The following is an 18,909-nucleotide window of genomic DNA, read 5'->3' on the forward strand; positions in this document are numbered from 1 at the left end:
GACCGCGTGAGCCCGAAGGCGCCCTGGGTGACCTGGGCGCCTTCGGGCCGAGAGCGCTCAGTTGTAGCGGTAGTCGAACACGAAGCCGATCCTCGTCAGAGCCCCGTCCTGTCGCGTGACAGAGGTCACGATCTCGACCCTGCCGACGGCGCCCTTCGGCAGCGAGCTCGGCAGGAAGGCGTAGACGTTGCCGTTGGCCGTCGCGGCGCCGGTCGAGTCGCGGTTCGGCCAGAAGGCGACCACAGGCTCGGCCAAGCCCGTGAGTGCTCCGGGACCAGTGACGGTCGCCCCACCGAGCCGCATGCCGATGCCGCGACTCACGTCGTGTGCTACGCCGCCGACAGTCAGGCTGACCACTTGGGCCTCCGTGCGGAGAGCGAGCGCCGGGAAGCCCCCAGGGAAGGCGCCGGTATACACGGGCTGCTGGAACGGGTCGGTGAGGAAGTTGTCCGTGAAGGTGGCCTGGTTCTGCAACGAGACCCGCAGGTCGAGCCACGCTTTGCCGAGCGTCGCCGCGCTCACGACGAGTGGGCCCGCCGCCGCCGGCCGGAACCAGCGGACCGCCGAGTCCCGCCCGCCCGTCGCCTTGGTGGCGGCGACCCAGGTGTTGGCGATCGGGAGCATCCCGTAGCCGGCCTCGACGTAGCCCGGCGGGAGTACCGTGAGCTGCGTCTTCGCGGCGGAGTATCCGGGGTAGTTCGGGCTGTGGACGGTAACCGCCCCCGCCGCACCACCCTGGTCGGCGACCTTCAACGAGAACGTGTTTCCGGACACGGACACCGGCTCGCTCAGGGTGTAGCCGACGTCTTCGACGACGGCCTCGAGCCGGATGTCGGACGGGATCTCCGTGCCGTCGGCGGGCACGAGGGTTCCCGAGAGGCCGAGCTCCTTGCCACTCTCGACCACGTAGAGCGGGTTGTCGAAGAGGAGGGAGCCGCTCGCCGTGGGCACGGGAGCGCCGATCACGGTGATCGTGGCCTCGCCCGGCGCATAGACCGGATAGTTCGAGGACGACACCCGCAGCTTCGCGCCGTCCGTCGCCTGCTCGTAGGCCGTCAGGGTCATCGTGAAGGTCGCGCCGGCCACGGTCGGGCCGGTCCAGCTGTATCCCTTCGCCCCGGGAAAGGTCACGTTGAACCGGAAATCGGCGGGAACACTCTCTCCCTTGCCAGGAAGCAGCCTCCCCGTGATCGTGATCGTCTCGCCGACCTTCACTTCATACGAGTCCTTGTCGAACAGGATCATCGGGTCAGTGGACGTCGCGAACGCGGGCGACGCGGCAGAGAGAGCGATCGCCGGAGCCGCCCACGCGGCTGTCTTGGCGACCGTCCGGCGACTCACGCTCGCGGAGGCCGGCGGGAAAACGTGCTTGTCATTCATAAGGACCTTTTCAATGTAACAAGGTAAGATGTTTCCTGTTAAGCGTAGCAGTTCTGCTTCGGGGCGTCGACTCGCCGCGTCTGCGGGCGCACCCGCAAACCGGAGTGTCCCGGCGGCGAGTGCGGAGTCGATATCCTTGCCGCGTGGCCAGGAAGTCGCGAGGCGGGGAGGGCACGGTGACGGCGGAGCCCGATCCGGCGCTTCAGCGCGCCGAGGGTTCCGTCGAACCGCAGGAGACGCTGAAGGAGCGCATCCTCGACGCGGCCGAACCGCTGAAGGAGCGGCTCGAGAAGCCGGCCGCCCGGGTCTCCCGGTGGGCGAAATGGGTGCAGGCCCTGCGTCCGTACCGCGTGTACATCAACTTCTCGCACTCCGACGGGAACCTCCGCGCCGCCGGGATGGGCTTCCAGTCGCTGTTCGCGGTGTTCGCGGCGGTCTGGCTCGGCTTCTCCGCGGCCGGAGTGTGGCTCAGCGGCAACCCGGACATCTACGAGTCGCTCGTCACGATCATCAACCGGGCGATCCCGGGACTCATCTCGACCGACACCTCCCCCGGCGTCATCAACTCGGAGCAGCTCGAGTCGGCGACGGCCTTCGGCTGGTCGGGCATCGTCGCCGCGGTGAGCCTGCTCTGGACTGCGATCGGCTGGCTCTACTACACCCGCCAGGCGGTGCGCGCGGTCTTCGGTCTCAGCCGCGACACGACCAACTACGTCCTGCAGAAGATCCGCGACCTCTTCCTCGCGCTCGGGTTCGGGCTGGTGCTGGTGTTCTCGGCGCTGATCTCGATCATCAGCACGCAGGCACTGACCTTCTTCATCCATCTGCTCGGGCTCAGCGCCGACACGTTCTGGTCGGAGGCGCTCACCCGGTTCTCCGGGCTGCTCATCTCGGTGATCCTGAACATCTTTACCCTGGGCGCGATGTTCCGGGTGATGGCTCGGGTCTCCATCCCCTGGCGCAACCTGTTCTTCGGCGTGCTGCTCGGCTCGTGCGTGCTGGCCGGGCTGAGCGCGCTCGGCGGCCTCCTCCTGTCCGGGGCGACGAAGAATCCGCTGCTGGCCACCTTCGCCGTGTTCGTCGGTCTGCTGATCTGGTTCAACCTGATCTCGCGCGTCATCCTGCTGTCGGCGTCGTGGATCGCGGTCGGAATGTTCGACCGCGGGATCTCACCGAGGATGATCACACCGGAGCAGGCCGCCGCCGAGCGCGCGGCCGCCGAGTACGACGCGCGGGTGCTGGTCGCGAAGGCCGAGCTCGAGACCGCGCGGGACGAGCTGGCGCACGCGCGGTTCCTCGCGCGGCTCGGCGCCCAGCGCAGGGTCGAGCGGGCCGAGCACCGGCTCAACGACCTCCTGGACGACAGCGGCGTCGGCCCGCGGGGGGAGCGCGCCCACGCCCCCGTCGAGGAAAACTCCTCGACCGCGTCGTCCTCGACGGCTAGCGGGGCAGGAAGTACGTCGAGTACTGCGACTGGGCGATCTGCTTCACCGGACCGATGCCGGGGACGCGAAGCGGCACCTTGATGTTCCCACGCACGCCGGTTCCCGTCTCGTAGTTCCCGTTGTAACCCCAGCCGTAAACGCTGCCGTCGGTGAGGAGCGCGTGGCCGGTCTGGAGCCCCCACGACAGCGCGTCCACGTTCGTCAGGCCGGGGTCGACGGGAACCCGCGGATCGGTGGTCGACCCGTTGCCCAGGTTGTAGTAGCCGGCGTTGCCCCACAGGCGGCAGGTGCCGTCGGCGAGGACGACACCGACGTTCCAGTAGTTGGCGTACACCCGCTTCGCGTCGGTGAGGGAGGTGACCTGGGTCGGGACGTAGCGACGAGCGACCGTGCCGTCGCCGATCTGCCCTTCGCCGTTGGAGCCCCAGGACCAGACGGAGCCGTCGTCCAGCACGGCCGACGCACCGTCGTACCGACCCGCGACGTCGACCACGGTGCGATCGGCCGGGAAGCCCGTCACGCGCGTCGGGGTGGTGACCCGGTGAACGGTGGTGATGCCGTCCCCGAGGCTGCCGTACCGGCCGTAGCCCCAGTTCACGAGCGTCCCGTCTTCGAGGAGGGCATGCATGTTGTAGTGGCCGCCGGCCAGCTTCTTCACCGGGCCGAGATTCGGGATGCGGACCGGAGTCTCGCGGTACGTGGCAGCGGTCGTCCCGTCCGCGAACTGGCCCTCCCGGTTGTAGCCCCAGCCCCAGACCTCGCCGCTGCGGGTCAGCGCGAACATCGCGTAGTAGGTGCCTTCGAGCTGCACGATGTCGCTCGGCATCCCCGTGAACGGCACAGGGATCGGCTGGGTGCGGCGAACCGCCTGGGTGCGGTAGAGGTCGGAGCCCCAGCCCCACACGGTCCCGGACGCGTCGAGGGCGAATCCCGAGCGGTACAGCCCGGCGCCGAGCAGAGTGATGTCCGGGGCGGACGACGGCAGCGCGACAGCCGCGGGGATCGGGTTGTTGGTGTTGCTGCCCGCGCCCAGCGCCGATGTGCCGCGGTAGCCGGCGGACAGCGGCACGATCGTCGTCGTGACGGCCGAGATCCGGATAAAGGCCTCGGCCGACGCGCTCTCCACGGTGCCACCGCGGTTGACCAGGGCCGTTGCCGTCACCCGGAGCACGCCGGCGACATCGCCCGCGAAGATGACCTCGGGGGTGGCCAGTCCCGTGGCCGACGATGTGACGGTGTTCGCCGGGGCGCCGCCCAGCCGACCGAACGCGGCCACGACGTCGCTGCCGTCCGGCTCGTCGTCACCCTCCTCGGTCTCCGATCCGTCGCTGATCTCGACCGGCGCGATCACGAAGGTGACGGAGGAGTCCGCCACGGGTCCCTTCGCGTCCCAGACGGTCGCAGCGACGACCGGGGTCAGAAACTGACCGCCCTGCGTCGTGGTGTAGAGCGGCTGGGTAAACCGGACCGTCAGGACGGTGACAGGAGGAAGGGAGGTCGCTGCGGCAGGAGAGGCCACGGACAGCGCGACGGCGGGCATGGCCCAGGCGGCGCCTTTCACGATGGTGCGACGGGAAGGGGAGGCCGAGGGCTTCGACGGGGTGTTCATTCGGGGGCCACGCTTTCGATTCTGGGGGCTGGTTACGATATCGGGTACCTCGGGTGTTTTGTTAATGTATCAGTAGTCAGATGCTACCTGTTTGGAACGTTCCCGGCTCCTCGTGCTGTCGGTGCGCCCCGGTAGGCTGGAGGCATGCCCTCGAAACCCCTGCGCATCGCGACGGTCAACGTCAACGGCATCCGGGCCGCCTTCCGCAAGGGCATGGGCGCGTGGCTCGACAGCAGGGAGGTCGACATCCTCGCGCTGCAGGAGGTGCGCGCCTCCTCCGAAGACCTCCAGGGGCTCCTCGGCGGCGAGTGGGACATCGTGCACGACCCCGCCACCGCCAAGGGGCGCGCGGGCGTCGCGATCGCCAGCCGGCATCCCCGCGCGGAGATCCACCGCGTCGAGCTGGGCTCCCCCGACTTCGACAGCGCGGGCCGCTGGCTGGAGGCCGACTACCAGGTCGGCCCGACGGTGATCACGGTCGTGAGCGCCTATGTGCACTCCGGCGAGGCCGGCACCGAGAAGCAGGACGCCAAGTACGCCTTCCTCGACGCGATGGAGGCCCGCCTCCCGCAGCTCGTGAAGCACAGCGATTACGCGGTCGTCATGGGCGACCTCAATGTGGGCCACCGCACGCTCGACATCCGCAACTGGAAGGGCAACGTCAAGAAGGCGGGCTTCCTCCCCGAGGAGCGCGCCTACTTCGACCGCATCCTCGGCGCCGAGGACGACGCGCGCTACAACGACGGCGCCGGCCTCGGCTGGGTCGACGTCGGCCGCAAGGCCGCGGGCGAGGTCGACGGCCCGTACACCTGGTGGTCGTGGCGCGGGCAGGCGTTCGACAACGACACCGGCTGGCGCATCGACTACCAGCTCGCCTCCCCCGCCCTGGCGGCGACGGTGAAGAACTACGCGGTGGACCGTGCGGCCGCCTACGACGAGCGATGGTCGGACCACACTCCCGTGGTCGTCGACTACGCCCTCTAGCATCCGCACCCCTCTCGACTACGAAAGCAGTGACATGAGCACACTCCCCCGCCTGTACTCCGGCATGCAGCCGTCGGCGGACTCCCTTCACCTCGGCAACTACGTCGGCGCCCTGCTGCAGTGGAAGGAGCTGCAGGGCGACCACGACGCGTTCTTCTCCGTGGTCGACCTGCACGCGATCACCGTCGCGCAGGACCCGGCCGAGCTCCGCGAGAAGACGCGCCGCACCGCCGCGCAGTACATCGCAGCGGGCATCGACCCGTCGGCCTCCACCCTGTACGTGCAGTCCCACGTGCCCGCCCACGCGCAGCTCGCCTGGCTGCTGAACACGATCACCGGGTACGGCGAGGCCGCCCGGATGACCCAGTTCAAGGACAAGGCGGCCAAGCAGGGCGCCGAGGCGACCTCGCTCGGGCTCTTCGCCTATCCGGTGCTGATGGCCGCCGACATCCTGCTCTACGACACCGAGGTGGTGCCGGTCGGCGACGACCAGCGCCAGCACGTCGAGCTGACCCGCGATCTCGCCGAGCGCTTCAACAGCCGGTTCGGTGAGACGTTCGTCGTGCCGCAGGCGATGATCCTCAAGGACGGCGCGCGCATCTACGACCTGCAGAACCCGGAGTCGAAGATGTCCAAGTCGGCGGAGTCGGGCGCCGGGATCGTCTGGATGCTCGACGAGCCGGACGTGACGCGCAAGAAGATCATGCGTGCCGTCACCGACACCGACGGGGTCGTCTCGTTCGACCGCGCGGGCAAGCCGGGCATCTCCAACCTCCTCAGCATCTACTCGGCGCTCACCGGCCGGGTGATCGCGGACATCGAGCTGGAGTACGACGGCACGGGCTACGGCGACTTCAAGAAGGGCCTCGTGGAGGTCGTGGTGGAGACGTTCGGCCCGATCCGCGAGCGCGCGCTCGACCTGCTCTCCGACCCGGCCGAGCTCGACCGCATCCTCGCCGGGAACGCGGAGCGGGCCAGCGAGGTCGCCGAACGGACGCTGGCGAAGGCCTTCAACGCGATCGGCCTGCTGCGACGGGCGCACTGATGCCTCCGGTCCCGGTGGAGCTGGCGGGCGGCCCAGTCGTTCTGTCGGCGCCGCTGGAGGCCGACATCGACCGGATCGCGGAGTTCTGCCGCGATCCGGAGGTCGCCGCGTGGACCACCGTGCCCTCGCCGTACGACCGCGCCGACGCGGAGCGGTTCGTGACCGGGATCGTCCCGGACGGCTGGGCGAGCGGGCGCGAGTGCACGTGGGCGCTCCGCGACGCGGAGACGCGCCTCCTGCACGGGATGATCGGCCTGCACCACCTCCACGACGGCGAGGGCGAGGTCGGCTACTGGCTGTCCGCCGGCGCGCGCGGTCGGGGGTGGATGGCCGCCGCGCTCGACCTGGTGCTCGACTACGCGTTCGATGCGACCACGGGGCTGGGGCTCCAGCGCGTCGTGTGGCACGCGTACGCGGGCAACGTCGCGAGCGCCGCCGTCGCCCGCCGGGCCGGCTTCCAGTGGGAGGGCGTCGCCCGGCTCGGCGTGGCGCACCGGGGCGTCCGGCGCGACGACTGGCAGGCCGCGATCCTGCCCGCCGACCCGCGGCTGCCCGCGGACGGCTGGCCGGCCTTCACGTTCCCGCAGGCGGCGCGGTGACCGGCCCGAGCGTCGTGCTCTTCGACCTCGACGACACCCTGTTCGCGCACCGCGCCGCGGTGTCGGCGGGCATCCAGCGCTACGCCGGCCGGCTCGGCGAGCCCTACGGCACGATGGAGGCCGTCGACCTGACCGCGCTCTGGCACGACCTGGAGGAGGAGCACTACCATTCCTACCTCGCGGGCCGGCTCGACTTCGAGGGGCAGCGCCAGGCGCGCGCCCGCGACTTCGCCGCCCGGCACGGCGTCGAGCTGAGCGACACCGAGGCGAGCGCCTGGTTCGCGGACTACTTCGAGCACTACGTCGCGGCCTGGTCGCTGCACGACGACGCCATCCCGTGCCTAGACGCGCTGGAGGCGGCGATCCCGGGCGTGCGGTTCGGACTCATCACCAACGGCGACCTCGCGTTCCAGCGCCGCAAGGTGGAGGCGGTCGGGCTCGACACCCGCATGGAGCACCTGATCGCCTCCGGCGAGGTCGGCGTCGCGAAGCCGGACGCGCGCATCTTCGAGCACGCGTGCTCGGTGTTCGGGGTGCGGCCGGACGACGCGGCGTACGTGGGCGACCGGCTCCGCACCGACGCGATCGGGGCTGCGCGGGCCGGGCTGACCGGGGTGTGGCTGAACCGGCGCGGGGACGTGCCGACGGCGGAGGACGCAGCCGAGGCCGCCCGACTGCGCGTGATCGAGCTGAGCTCGCTGGCCGCCGTCCCGAGGGCGCTCGTCGCAGAAACGAACTGACAGGACTCGCCGTCCGGCGCGCCCGCTTGGCGGCGTGTCCTGTCAGATAGGTGGGCTAGTTGCCCTTCGTGCAGGTCTGCTGCGCGGCCGTCTGACCGGTGACGTTCGACGGGAGGCTGACCGCCGAGGAGGTCGGGTCCGGCGTGCTGCCGCTCGCGGCGCTCGACGTCGCGCTCGGCGCCGGTGTCGCGGCCGTGCTGGGCGCGCTCGACGGCGTCGCCGACGGGGCCGGGGTGGCCGACTCCGTGCCGTTGCCGGTCGTTCCGGTGAGCTGCACCGGGGTGTCGGTGGAGAGCGCCTGCTTGAGGGCGTCGACGCCCTCCGGCTCCGGCACGACGCGGTTGACGTTGCTGGGGTCCGTCATCGCCGGGTACTGGAGGAAGACGAAGTCGCTCAGCGGGACGCTCTTCAGCGCGAGCCCGATGGACACCAGGGTCGTCGGGGACGACAGCGTGTCCGAGAGCGTGAGGTTGGAGGTCGCGGCCTTCGCCAGCGAGAACAGGGTGATCGGGTTGCTCAGCACGCCGGCGCTCGTCACCGTGCGCAGCAGCGACGAGAGGAACAGCTGCTGGTTGCTGATCCGGCCGAGGTCGCTGCCGTCGCCGACGCCGTGGCGGCTGCGGACGAACGCGAGGGCCTGGGCGCCGACCAGGGTCTGCTGGCCGGCGGGCAGGTTCAGTCCGACATACGGGTCCTTCAGCGGCGTCGCGAGGCAGACGGGGACGCCGCCGACGGCGTTGGACATCGCCGAGACGCCGTCGAAGCTGATCTCGGCCGCGTACGGGATGCTGAGGCCGGTGAGCGCCTCCGCCGTGAGCACGACGCAGGAGAGGCCGCCCGTCGACAGCGTGGTGTTGAACTGCGCGCTGTCCTGCGGCGAGGTCGAGCCCCCGTTCGACGTCGGGCACGACGGGATCGGCACCATCAGGTCGCGCGGGATGCTGATCACCGTCGCGTGCTGGTGGTCCGCCGACAGGTGCAGGACCATCGTGACGTCGTTGTTGCCCGCACCCGAGCTGCCGGCGAGCTCCTGCGAGGTGGAGAACTGGCCGCCCTGGCCGGTGCGGGTGTCCGTTCCGGCGAGCAGGATGTTGACCGCGCCGGACTCCGCGCCGACAGCGGGCACCGTGACGGCCTTGCCCGCCGCGGAGACCAGGTGGACGGAGGGCTTCAGGGAGCGGACGGTGTCCTGCACCGCGTACGCGGCCACGGCGCCCACCGAGACCACGGCGACGGCGACGATGCCCGCGAGCAGCCGCGCGACCGGTCCACGGGCGCGGCGGACCGGCAGCCGGCCGTGCCGTACCGGGGTCGGTCGCGCGACCGTGGAATGCCTCATCCTTCGAAGTTAGGGCAGCAAACTGCGGGAAACCTTTCCCGCGGGTGAGGAATCTGCAAGGTTCCACACGCACCACGCACGAGCGCCGCCCGGCGGGAGCCGGACGGCGCTCGGTGGCGCTGTGCAGGGACTACTTCACGTCGTCGTCGACCCAGTCGAACGTCTTCGTGACGGCCTTCTTCCACAGGCGGAGCTGGCGGTCGCGCTCGGCAGCGTCCATGTTGGGCGTCCAGCGCTGGTCCTCCTGCCAGTTCTTGCGCAGGTCGTCCAGGTCGCTCCAGAAGCCGACCGCGAGGCCGGCGGCGTAGGCGGCGCCGAGGGCGGTGGTCTCCGCGACGACCGGACGGACGACCGGCACGCCGAGGATGTCGGCCTGGAACTGCATGAGGGTGTTGTTGGCGATCATGCCGCCGTCCACCTTCAGCTCCGACAGCTCGACACCGGAGTCGGCGTTGACCGCGTCCAGCACCTCGCGGGTCTGGAAGGCCGTGGCCTCCAGGACGGCGCGGGCGATGTGGCCCTTGTTGACGTAGCGCGTGAGGCCCACCAGGGCGCCGCGCGCGTCCGCCCGCCAGTACGGCGCGAACAGTCCGGAGAACGCCGGCACGAAGTACGCGCCGCCGTTGTCCTCCACGGTCTTCGCCAGGTCCTCGATCTCCGGGGCGCTGGAGATGATGCCGAGGTTGTCGCGCAGCCACTGCACCAGGGAGCCGGTGACGGCGATCGAGCCCTCCAGGGCGTAGTGCGGCTTGTCGTCGCCCAGCTTGTAGCCGAGCGTCGTCAGGAGGCCGTTCTTGGAGTGGACGATCTCCTCACCCGTGTTGAAGATGAGGAAGTTGCCGGTGCCGTAGGTGTTCTTGGACTCGCCCGGATCGAACGCCGCCTGGCCGAAGGTGGCCGCCTGCTGGTCGCCGAGGATGCCCGCGACGGGCACCTCGCGCAGCAGGCTGGACGACTCCACCGTGCCGTAGACCTCGGACGAGGCCTTGATCTCCGGGAGCATCGACTTGGGCACGCCGAACACCTCGAGGATGTCGTCGCGCCAGGTGAGGGTCTCCAGGTCCATGAACATGGTGCGGGAGGCGTTGGTCACGTCGGTGGCGTGCACGCCGCCGTCGGGGCCGCCGGTCAGGTTCCAGAGCACCCAGGCGTCGGTGTTGCCGAACAGCAGGTCGCCCCGCTCGGCACGCTCGCGCGCCCCCTCGACGTTCTCCAGGATCCAGGTGATCTTGGTGCCGGAGAAGTAGGTCGCCAGCGGGAGGCCGACATCCTGCTTGAAGCGCTCGACCCCGCCGTCCGCGGCGAGGCGGTCGACGATCGGCTGCGTGCGGGTGTCCTGCCAGACGATGGCGTTGTAGACGGGCTCGCCGGTGTTCTTGTCCCACACCACCGCGGTCTCGCGCTGGTTGGTGATGCCCACCGCGGCGATGTCGTGACGGGTGAGGTCGGCCTTCGACAGCGCCTGGCCGATGACCTCGCGCGTGTTGTTCCAGATCTCGACCGGGTTGTGCTCGACCCAACCCGCCTTCGGGAAGATCTGCTCGTGCTCCAGCTGTCCGCTCGACACGATCGACCCGGACTTGTCGAAGATGATCGCTCGGGTGCTCGTGGTGCCCTGGTCGATAGCGACGACGTAGTCGGCCATACGTAACTCCTTTGTTTTGGGGGGTGGGACTGAAGAGGGCCGGTCGGGGTCTCCCCCGGCCGGCCCCCGGGTGTTACTTGGTGAGGATGGGCAGCAGCAGCAGCGCGAGCCAGCCGGCCAGCAGACCGCCGATGATCGGGCCGACGACCGGGATCCAGGAGTAGGACCAGTCGCTGGGGCCCTTGCCCCGGATGGGCAGGACCGCGTGAGCGATGCGCGGGCCGAGGTCACGCGCCGGGTTGATCGCGTACCCCGTCGGACCACCGAGGCTGGCGCCGATGCCGACCACGAGGAGGGCGACGGGCAGGGCTCCGAGGGCGGCGAGGCCGGCAGCGGTGCCGGGCTGGTGGCCGAAGGCGATGACGACGAACACCAGAACGAAGGTGCCGATGATCTCCGTCACGAGGTTCCAGGCGTAGGTGCGGATCGCCGGGCCGGTGGAGAAGACGCCGAGCTTGTTGCCCGGGTCCGGCTCCTCGTCGAAGTGCTTCTTGTACGCCAGGAACGTCAGGCAGGCGCCGATGAACGCGCCGACCAGCTGGGCGACGATGTACAGCAGCACTGTCACGAAGTTGACCGGCACCAGAGTGTGCGCGGCGGCACTTCCGAACGCCTTGGCTCCGTTGGCGACCAGGCCGAGCGTCACGGCGGGGTTCAGGTGCGCGCCCGAGTTGTAGGCGACGTTGACACCCGCGAAGACCGCAATGCCCCAGCCGAAGTTCACCAGGAGGAACCCGCCGTTGAAGCCCTTGTTCTTGATCAGGGCGACGTTCGCGACGACACCGGTACCGAGAAGCACCAGCATTGCCGTTCCGCACAACTCTGACAGGAAATCAATACCGATATTGTCCACGTTGACCTTCCAGTTGTTCAGTTGACCCGCACCCTGTCGTGCGATGGTGTTGGCTCTCGCCAGGGGGCGTTCGAACGCTATTGCGGTCGGGTCCGTCTGGGCAAGGACCGTTCGATGCACGTTCGTGCATTATCGGAGCGCCGCGGCTTCGCTCCCGTCCCCCGACGCCAGGTTCACCCGGTGGGCGGCTGCCAGTTCCGCTTGGAACGCATCTTCCTCCTCCGACCGCCGATTTGGCGACCATCCGAGGGCGTTTGCGACGATTTCGCCGATCTCGTGGACCAGCGGGATCGAGACCGATCCTGTGAACGCCAGGCTCGTGCGGCGCAGGAACACGTCGGAGAGGTGGGCCACGCGCTCCGTGCGCACGAGGTGGTCGATCTCCGCGCGGGAGTACGCGGGAGCGGCGGCGAGCGGCGCGTCCTCGCCCTCCCAGCCGGCGATCGCGTCGATGACGAAGGCGGCCTTGGTGCCGTAGCGCTGCAGCAGCGCGCTCGCGCGGGCGGCGCCCACGTCGGCGCCGTAGCGGGCCACCCAGTCGCGCTCGGCCTGCGGGGTGGCCGGGAAGCCGGCGCCGCCGCCGATCGGGAGGCCGAGGGTGGCGACCGTGCGGGGCATGCCCAGGGCCTCCAGCGTCTCGTTCGCGAGGTGCTCGCTGAGCGCGCGGAACGTCGTCCACTTGCCGCCCACGAGGCTGAGCACGGTGGTGTCGCCGAGGCCCGCGATCGTGCCGGGCACGATCCGGTAGTCGCGGGAGACGAACCCGGGTGCGGTGTCGTCGTGGTGCGGCAGCGGGCGGACCCCGGAGAAGCTGTAGACGATCTGCTCACGGAGGACCGGGATCGTTGGGAAAACGTGCGCGACCAGCTCGATGAAGTAGTCGATCTCCTCCTCGGTGCACACCGCGGGAACCGCCATGTCGGCTTCGAGGTCGGTCGTGCCGACCATGACCTTGCCCTTCAGCGGGTAGATGAGGACGATGCGGCCGTCGTTGTTCTCGAAGAAGATCTCGCGGCCGGCGCAGGCCTCCAGCAGCTCGGGGTTGTCGAGCACGATGTGCGAGCCCTTGGTGCCGCCCATGAACTGCGTCGGCCGGCCCAGGGCCGCGTTGGTGAGGTCGGTCCAGGGGCCGGACGCGTTGACGACCACGTCGGCGGTGAGCGTGAACTCGTCGCCGGTCTCCCTGTCGCGCACGAGCACACCGCCGTCCTGCGCGCCGACCGCCTCCAGGTAATTGGCCGCACGGGCGTGCGGGCCCGCAGCCAGTCCGTCGGCGAGGACGTCGAGCGCGAGCCGCTCCGGGTCGTGCACCGAGGCGTCGAAGTAGGTGGCGGTGTATTTGAGGCCGGGGTTGAGCTTCGGGAGGGTCTCCAGCGACTTCCGGCGGCCGTGGAAGCTGTGCCGCGGCACACTGCCGCCCTCGCGCGAGAACGTGTCGTAGATCGTCAGGCCGGTCTTGATCAGGAACGCGCCGCGCTCCTTCGGCTTGCCCTGCTTGTGGGTGAGGAAACGCAGCGGCGCGGCGAGGATGCCGGAGAAGGTGGAGTAGATCGGGATGGTGGTCTGCAGCGGCTTCACGTAGTGCGGCGCGATCTTCAGCAGGCCGTTGCGCTCGGTCACCGACTCCTTGACCAGGCGGAACTCGCCGTTCTCCAGGTAGCGGATGCCGCCGTGGATCATGTGGCTGGAGGCCGCGGACGCGCCGGACACGAAGTCGTTGCGCTCCACGAGCACCACGTCGACGCCCTGCAGGGCGAGGTCGCGGAAGGTGCCGAGCCCGTTGATGCCGCCGCCCACGATGACGACCTGCGCGCTCGGGCGCTCGCGCAACTGCTGGATCTCGGGGCGGACATTCGACTTCGTCGTCACGGTGACTCCTGGAACTTCTACTGAACGGCGGTGGGCTTCGCTATAGTCTTCGATGCCGGCACAACTTCGATCAAGCCGGATGCACATACGTGCAGCGCCACCTCCACCAGTCACCCGAACCCGGAAGGCGGTCCCCGAATGTCCGCGCCCGACACCCAGAACCTCCCCGAGAAGGTCCGCGACGCCCTCAAGGCGGGCCACCTCTACTACATGCAGGACCTGACGATGGAGGCCATCGCCCACGAGATGCACACCTCGCGGTCCAGCGTCTCCCGGCTCCTCTCCTATGCGCGCGCCTCCGGGCTGGTCACCATCCAGATCGCGCAGCCGCACGAGGGCGCCACGCGGGTGCAGCAGGAGCTGCACTCCCGCTACGGCATCGGAGCACACATCGTCCCGATGCCGAGCGCGATCAGCGACGTGGACCGGCTGGAGCGCGTCGCCATCTCGGCTGCACGGATTCTCGACCGCTTCATCGACTCCAACACCACCGTCGGGGTCGCCTGGGGCTCGACGATGAGCGCGCTGAGCAGGCACCTAATCCCGAAGGACCTGCACAACGTGGAGTTCGTGCAGCTCAACGGCGCGGGCAACACCTATACGACCGGCGTGCTCTACGCATCGGAGATCCTGCGCCGGTTCGGGGACACCTACTCCGGGACGATCCAGGAGTTCCCGGTGCCCGCGCTGTTCGACGACCCGCAGACCAAGCAGGCGATGTGGCGCGAGCGCAGCACCCGGCGCATCCTCGACATCCAGGAGCGGATGGACGTGGCCCTGTTCGGCCTGGGCTCGCCGTTCTCCGAGGTGCGCTCGCACGTGTACGCGGGCGGCTACCTCGACCCGGACGACTACGCGTCGCTGGACGAGTCCCGGGTCGTCGGCGACGTCGCCACGGTGTTCTTCCGCGAGGACGGCAGCCACCACGGCATCCCGCTGAACGAGCGGGCCAGCGGGCCGGACATCGACCTGATCAAGCGCGTGCCGCGGCGCGTGTGCATCGTGTCGGGGCCGTCGAAGGTGCACAGCCTGCGAGGCGCACTGGCCGCGGGGCTGATCACCGACCTGATCGTGGACGAGGGGACGGCGCGGGCGCTGGCGGATCTGTCGGAGCCGGTGGAGGACGTCGAGCACGCCGCAGCGTGACGTCACACTGCACGGGGAATAGTTCGCGCGATCCGGCGTTGATCTAGACTCGACAACAGAAGAACGTGCTCCGGGGTCGGTGAGAGTCCGAACCGGCGGTGACAGTCCGCGAGCGGGAGGCGAGAGCCCCCTGCTGAACCGGTGGAATTCCGGTACCGACGGTAATGCGTGCAGGCGGGAGCCTGGGCGCTCAGTCCGGATGGGAGGCGCACGTCGGCGGTCGGTGACGACCGTCGCGAACGCGGGCTTTCCGCTTCAGTGACCCCGGCACCACGTCTCGACGGCAACGAGAGACAGGACGACGGCCGGATGACCCGGACTGGAGATTGGGAAGCCGCGATGCGCACCGCGCTGCGGCTCGCCGAGGGCGGCCCGGCCACCGGCGTGAACCCGCGCGTGGGCTGCGTCATCCTCGACGCCGAGGGCCGCACGATCGCGGAGGGCTTCCACCGGGGTGCGGGCACCGCGCACGCGGAGGTCGACGCGCTCAGCAGCCTCCCCGAGGGCGGGGCGCAGGGAGCGACCGCCGTCGTGACTCTGGAGCCGTGCAACCACTGGGGGCTCACCGGGCCCTGCTCGGAGGCGCTGATCGCCGCCGGGGTCGCCCGCGTCGTGTACGCGGTCGCCGACCCGGGCCGGCACTCCAGCGGAGGGGCCGAGCGACTCAGGGAGGCCGGGGTCGAGGTCGTCGGCGGCGTGCTCGCGGACGACGCGGAGCGCTTCCTCGGCGACTGGCTGACGGCCGCGCGCCTCGGTCGGCCGCACATCACGGTCAAGTGGGCCAGCACCCTCGACGGCCGCACCGCCGCCGCGGACGGCACCAGCCGGTGGATCACCGGCGCGGCCGCCCGGCAACGGGTGCACGAGCAGCGGGAGGCCTCCGACGCCATCGTCGTCGGCACCGGCACCGTCCTGGCCGACGACCCCAGCCTGACCGCCCGGGGCGACGCGGGCGAGCTGCTCGCCACCCAGCCGACGCCCGTCGTCGTCGGGACCCGCGCCGTGCCGAAGGACGCCGCGGTGTTCCGGCACCCGCACCCCGTGATCTTCGAGGGCACCCACGACCTCCACGAGGTGGTCGCCGACCTCCATCAGCGCGGCTTCCGCCGGGTCTACGTGGAGGGCGGCCCGACCCTCGCGAGCGCGTTCGTCGCCGCGGGGCTCGTGGACGAGTACGCCATCTACCTCGCGCCGTCGCTGCTCGGCGGCCCGAAGCTCGCGCTCGGCGACATCGGCGCGGAGACCATCGGCGACCAGCGCAAGCTGCGCGTCCTCGACGTCGAACGGCTCGGCGTCGACCTGTACCTGCGGGCCGTGCCCGTCCCGACCACCCACCAGGAGGCGTGAGCGTGTTCACCGGAATCATCGAAGAGCTGGGCGAGGTCGTCGCCGTCGAGCGCGACGCCGACGCGATGCGGATCACCGTGCGCGGCCCGCTCGCCGTCAGCGACGCCGGGCACGGCGACTCCATCTCGGTCAGCGGCGTCTGCCTCACTGTGATCGGCCAGGACGCCGAGACATTCACAGCCGACGTGATGGCCGAGACGCTCGCGATGAGCACGCTCGACGACGTCGCACCAGGGCGTCGGGTGAACCTGGAGCGCGCCGCGCAGGTCGGCGACCGCCTCGGCGGCCACATCGTCCAGGGCCACATCGACGGCACCGCGACCGTGCTCTCCATCGAGGACGGCAGCGCCTGGCGCGTCGTCCGGCTCAGCCTCGACCCCGCCCACGCGCCGCTGGTCGCGCGCAAGGGCTCCATCGCCATCGACGGCGTCTCGCTCACGGTGAGCGACGTCGGCGGCGGCCGCGAGGACGGCTGGTTCGAGGTCTCGCTCATCCCGGAGACCCTCGCCGCCACGACCCTCGGCGACCGCGTACCCGGCGACCGCGTGAACATCGAGACGGACATCCTCGCCCGGCACGTCGAGCGGATGCTCGCGCTCGAGCCCGACTTCGCCGCCCGCTTCTCCCCCGACACCGAAGCAGCCACCCAGACGCTGACAGAACGGAGTGCGTCATGACGCTCGCCACCATCCCCGAGGCCCTCACCGAGCTGCGCGCCGGCCGGCCCGTCATCGTGGTCGACAACGAGAGCCGCGAGAACGAGGGCGACGTCGTCATCGCCGCCGAGCTCGCCAGCCAGGAGTGGATCGCCTGGACCGTGCGCAACTCCTCCGGCTTCATCTGCGCGCCGATGACGAACGAGATCGCCGACCGCCTGGAGCTGCCGGTGATGGTCGCGAACAACGAGGACGCCCGCGGCACCAACTACACGGTGAGCGTCGACGCGGCCAACCGGCTCTCCACCGGCATCAGCGCCGCCGACCGCGCGCACACCCTGCGCGTGCTCGCCGACACCGAGTCGACGCCCGCCAGCCTCCACCGGCCCGGCCACATCATGCCGCTGCGCGCGGTCGACGGCGGCGTCCGCGAGCGCGACGGCCACACCGAGGCCGCGGTCGACCTCCTGAAGCTCGCCGGGCTGAACCCGGTCGGCGCCATCTCCGAGATCGTCGCGGACGACGGCGAGATGATGCGCCTCCCGGGCCTCCTGGAGCTCGGCGAGCGCGAGGGCGTCCTGGTGATCACCATCGAGGCGCTGATCGCGTACCTGCAGGAGTTCCACTGCGACCAGCAGCTCGCCTCCCCGGCTCCCATCCCGGAGTCGTCGCGGGTGATCTTCGAGGTCGAGACGACCGTCCCCACCACGAACGGCACCTTCCGGATGCGCGCCTACCGCGACCGGATGACCGGCGCCGACCACGTCGCCATCGTCTCGGGCACGCCCTCCGCCGAGGGCACGCTCGTGCGGGTGCACTCGGAGTGCCTGACCGGCGAGGCGTTCGGCTCGCTCAAGTGCGAGTGCGGGCCGCAGCTCGACGCGGCGCTCGCGACCATCCAGCGGGAGGGCGGCGTCGTCGTCTACCTGCGCGGGCACGAGGGCCGCGGCATCGGCCTGATCAACAAGCTGCGCGCCTACAAGCTCCAGGAGGACGGCCTCGACACGCTCGACGCCAACCTGGCGCTGGGCCTGCCGATCGACGCGCGCGACTACGGTGCGGCGACGGCCATCCTGCAGGACCTCGGCATCGAGTCGGTTCGCCTGCTGACCAACAACCCCGAGAAGGTTCGCCAGCTGGAGGAGCACGGCATCACGGTCGAGGAGCGCGTGCCGCTCGTCGTCGGCGTCGGCGTGTTCAACGAGGGTTACCTGGAGACCAAGCGCGACCGCATGGGTCACGTGATCGCCGAGATCGAGAACGAGGAAGACGCCGCTGTCGCGGCGGAGAGGACAGCACGATGAGCGGAGCCGGAGCACCCCAGGCGACCGAGGCCGTCGACGGGAGCGGCCTGCGGGTCGTCATCGTCGCCGGCACCTGGCACGAGCAGATCACCGACGGCCTGATCGCGGGCGCGACCCGGACGCTGGAGGCCGCGGGAGCGGACTACTCGCTCGTGCGGGTCCCTGGCAGCTTCGAGCTCCCCGTCGTCAGCAAGGCGGCGCTGGAGGCCGGCGCCGACGCGGTGGTCGCGCTCGGCGTGATCATCCGCGGCGGCACCCCGCACTTCGAGTACGTCTCGGCGGCGGCGACCGACGGCCTCACCCGGGTGGCGCTGGACACCGGCAAGCCGGTCGGCTTCGGCGTGCTCACGCTGGACGACGAGGCGCAGGGCATCGACCGCGCCGGCCTCCCCGGGTCCAAGGAGGACAAGGGCGAGGAGGCCGCGCACGCGGCGCTCGCGACCGCGATCGTGCTGCGGGAGCTGCGCGCGTAGCGGTCAGGCGAGGCTACGGCTTCCAGACCATCAGGACGACCACGGCGACCAGCAGCAGGCTGGCGACGCCGGAGCCGGCCGCGATGGCCGGATACGTCGACGCCTCGCCGCCCTGCGCGGTGTCGACGGCCCGGAGCGCCTCCGCGGCGCGCCGCATGGTCGGGACGACCAGGAACAGCGTCAGCCCGAGGGCGATCACGTACAGGACGATCGACCAGAGGATCCATGGCGTCGCGATGCTGAGGTCGTACTTCTTGTCGGCCAGCCCCATGACGCCGAAGCCGAAGAAGACCACGAGCAGCGACAGCAGCGAGATCAGGTTCGTCGACTTCGCGAGCACCTCCACCTGACCGGCGTTGCCCGCACGCACGGCGCGCATCGCCGTCATTGGCAGGATGGCCATCGGCCCCACGATGAACACTGCGGACACGACGTGCAGGACGGCGAAGAGGGTTTCCATGCCCTCAGCCTATCG

Annotated in this window: 17 protein-coding genes; 10 read left to right on the forward strand and 7 right to left on the reverse strand. The window is 70.3% G+C overall.

Annotated features, from left to right (window positions below; all coding sequences use genetic code 11):
- Positions 1-57: 57 nt before the first annotated feature.
- The gene (locus tag ABCS02_RS16780) at positions 58-1,245 is read right to left on the reverse strand and encodes a hypothetical protein (RefSeq protein ID WP_345836808.1); all 1,188 of its coding nucleotides are present in this window, start codon (positions 1,243-1,245) and stop codon (positions 58-60) included.
- Between the two features lie 278 nt (positions 1,246-1,523).
- Between ABCS02_RS16780 and ABCS02_RS16785 the strand changes: the two genes are divergently transcribed.
- Positions 1,524-2,906 carry a YihY/virulence factor BrkB family protein gene (locus ABCS02_RS16785; RefSeq protein WP_345836809.1) on the forward strand — a complete coding sequence of 461 codons (1,383 nt, stop codon included), beginning with the start codon at positions 1,524-1,526 and terminating at the stop codon, positions 2,904-2,906.
- On the opposite strand, the gene ABCS02_RS16790 is transcribed toward ABCS02_RS16785, so the two are convergent.
- Positions 2,821-4,434, reverse strand: coding sequence for a hypothetical protein (locus ABCS02_RS16790; RefSeq protein WP_345836810.1), 1,614 nt, complete (start codon positions 4,432-4,434; stop codon positions 2,821-2,823). The genes ABCS02_RS16785 and ABCS02_RS16790 overlap by 86 nt on opposite strands.
- A gap of 144 nt (positions 4,435-4,578) precedes the next feature.
- On the opposite strand from ABCS02_RS16790, the gene ABCS02_RS16795 reads away from it, so the two are divergent.
- Genes ABCS02_RS16795 through ABCS02_RS16810 form a run of 4 tightly spaced genes read left to right on the forward strand, consistent with a single transcriptional unit; the run spans position 4,579 to position 7,802 of the window.
- A complete protein-coding gene (locus tag ABCS02_RS16795) occupies positions 4,579-5,418 on the forward strand; it encodes an exodeoxyribonuclease III (protein ID WP_345836811.1) in 840 nt (279 codons plus the stop codon).
- Between the two features lie 34 nt (positions 5,419-5,452).
- On the forward strand, positions 5,453-6,463 hold the full coding sequence (trpS, locus tag ABCS02_RS16800) for a tryptophan--tRNA ligase (protein WP_345836812.1): 1,011 nt from the start codon (positions 5,453-5,455) through the stop codon (positions 6,461-6,463).
- A complete protein-coding gene (locus ABCS02_RS16805; RefSeq protein ID WP_345836813.1) occupies positions 6,463-7,062 on the forward strand; it encodes a GNAT family N-acetyltransferase in 600 nt (199 codons plus the stop codon). Before trpS ends, ABCS02_RS16805 begins: the two co-directional genes overlap by 1 nt.
- Positions 7,059-7,802: an HAD family hydrolase gene (locus ABCS02_RS16810; protein WP_345836814.1), complete on the forward strand. Its 744-nt coding sequence runs from the start codon at positions 7,059-7,061 to the stop codon at positions 7,800-7,802. The genes ABCS02_RS16805 and ABCS02_RS16810 overlap by 4 nt, the downstream gene beginning before the upstream one ends.
- A gap of 55 nt (positions 7,803-7,857) precedes the next feature.
- Here ABCS02_RS16810 and ABCS02_RS16815 read toward each other — a convergent pair whose 3' ends face one another.
- From ABCS02_RS16815 to ABCS02_RS16830, 4 genes are all read right to left on the reverse strand, one after another.
- Positions 7,858-9,141 carry an LCP family protein gene (locus ABCS02_RS16815; RefSeq protein ID WP_345836815.1) on the reverse strand — a complete coding sequence of 428 codons (1,284 nt, stop codon included), beginning with the start codon at positions 9,139-9,141 and terminating at the stop codon, positions 7,858-7,860.
- A gap of 130 nt (positions 9,142-9,271) precedes the next feature.
- Positions 9,272-10,786, reverse strand: coding sequence for a glycerol kinase GlpK (glpK, locus tag ABCS02_RS16820; protein ID WP_345836816.1), 1,515 nt, complete (start codon positions 10,784-10,786; stop codon positions 9,272-9,274).
- Positions 10,787-10,859: 73 nt separating this feature from the next.
- Positions 10,860-11,639: an MIP/aquaporin family protein gene (locus ABCS02_RS16825; protein WP_345836817.1), complete on the reverse strand. Its 780-nt coding sequence runs from the start codon at positions 11,637-11,639 to the stop codon at positions 10,860-10,862.
- A gap of 129 nt (positions 11,640-11,768) precedes the next feature.
- Positions 11,769-13,508 carry a glycerol-3-phosphate dehydrogenase/oxidase gene (locus tag ABCS02_RS16830; protein ID WP_345836818.1) on the reverse strand — a complete coding sequence of 580 codons (1,740 nt, stop codon included), beginning with the start codon at positions 13,506-13,508 and terminating at the stop codon, positions 11,769-11,771.
- A gap of 138 nt (positions 13,509-13,646) precedes the next feature.
- Between ABCS02_RS16830 and ABCS02_RS16835 the strand changes: the two genes are divergently transcribed.
- The 5 genes from ABCS02_RS16835 to ribH all read left to right on the forward strand — a co-directional run bounded on the left by ABCS02_RS16835 (position 13,647) and on the right by ribH (position 18,434).
- The gene (locus tag ABCS02_RS16835; RefSeq protein ID WP_345836819.1) at positions 13,647-14,654 is read left to right on the forward strand and encodes a sugar-binding domain-containing protein; all 1,008 of its coding nucleotides are present in this window, start codon (positions 13,647-13,649) and stop codon (positions 14,652-14,654) included.
- A gap of 339 nt (positions 14,655-14,993) precedes the next feature.
- Positions 14,994-16,001 (forward strand): bifunctional diaminohydroxyphosphoribosylaminopyrimidine deaminase/5-amino-6-(5-phosphoribosylamino)uracil reductase RibD, encoded by a 1,008-nt coding sequence (ribD, locus tag ABCS02_RS16840; RefSeq protein WP_345836820.1) that lies wholly within the window; start codon positions 14,994-14,996, stop codon positions 15,999-16,001.
- A 2-nt stretch (positions 16,002-16,003) separates the two neighbouring features.
- Positions 16,004-16,678, forward strand: a complete 675-nt coding sequence (locus ABCS02_RS16845; RefSeq protein ID WP_345837332.1) for a riboflavin synthase — start codon at positions 16,004-16,006, stop codon at positions 16,676-16,678.
- Complete coding sequence (gene ribA, locus ABCS02_RS16850) at positions 16,675-17,961, forward strand: GTP cyclohydrolase II (protein WP_345836821.1); 1,287 nt, start codon at positions 16,675-16,677, stop codon at positions 17,959-17,961. Before ABCS02_RS16845 ends, ribA begins: the two co-directional genes overlap by 4 nt.
- Positions 17,958-18,434: a 6,7-dimethyl-8-ribityllumazine synthase gene (gene ribH, locus ABCS02_RS16855; protein WP_345836822.1), complete on the forward strand. Its 477-nt coding sequence runs from the start codon at positions 17,958-17,960 to the stop codon at positions 18,432-18,434. The genes ribA and ribH overlap by 4 nt, the downstream gene beginning before the upstream one ends.
- A 13-nt stretch (positions 18,435-18,447) precedes the next feature.
- On the opposite strand, the gene ABCS02_RS16860 is transcribed toward ribH, so the two are convergent.
- Positions 18,448-18,894 carry a DUF2269 family protein gene (locus tag ABCS02_RS16860; protein WP_345836823.1) on the reverse strand — a complete coding sequence of 149 codons (447 nt, stop codon included), beginning with the start codon at positions 18,892-18,894 and terminating at the stop codon, positions 18,448-18,450.
- Positions 18,895-18,909 lie beyond the last annotated feature (15 nt).

Source organism: Microbacterium sp. X-17 (genome assembly GCF_039615055.1).

Bases quoted from the DNA above. Each gene is read 5' to 3' on its own strand.
- ABCS02_RS16780 (WP_345836808.1), bottom strand. From the start codon at position 1,245: ATGATCCTGTTCGACAAGGACTCGTATGAAGTGAAGGTCGGCGAGACG.
- ABCS02_RS16790 (WP_345836810.1), bottom strand. From the start codon at position 4,434: ATGAACACCCCGTCGAAGCCCTCGGCCTCCCCTTCCCGTCGCACCATC.
- ABCS02_RS16795 (WP_345836811.1), top strand. From the start codon at position 4,579: ATGCCCTCGAAACCCCTGCGCATCGCGACGGTCAACGTCAACGGCATC.
- trpS (WP_345836812.1), top strand. From the start codon at position 5,453: ATGAGCACACTCCCCCGCCTGTACTCCGGCATGCAGCCGTCGGCGGAC.
- ABCS02_RS16805 (WP_345836813.1), top strand. From the start codon at position 6,463: ATGCCTCCGGTCCCGGTGGAGCTGGCGGGCGGCCCAGTCGTTCTGTCG.
- ABCS02_RS16815 (WP_345836815.1), bottom strand. From the start codon at position 9,141: ATGAGGCATTCCACGGTCGCGCGACCGACCCCGGTACGGCACGGCCGG.
- glpK (WP_345836816.1), bottom strand. From the start codon at position 10,786: ATGGCCGACTACGTCGTCGCTATCGACCAGGGCACCACGAGCACCCGA.
- ABCS02_RS16835 (WP_345836819.1), top strand. From the start codon at position 13,647: ATGTCCGCGCCCGACACCCAGAACCTCCCCGAGAAGGTCCGCGACGCC.
- ribD (WP_345836820.1), top strand. From the start codon at position 14,994: ATGCGCACCGCGCTGCGGCTCGCCGAGGGCGGCCCGGCCACCGGCGTG.
- ribA (WP_345836821.1), top strand. From the start codon at position 16,675: ATGACGCTCGCCACCATCCCCGAGGCCCTCACCGAGCTGCGCGCCGGC.
- ribH (WP_345836822.1), top strand. From the start codon at position 17,958: ATGAGCGGAGCCGGAGCACCCCAGGCGACCGAGGCCGTCGACGGGAGC.
- ABCS02_RS16860 (WP_345836823.1), bottom strand. From the start codon at position 18,894: ATGGAAACCCTCTTCGCCGTCCTGCACGTCGTGTCCGCAGTGTTCATC.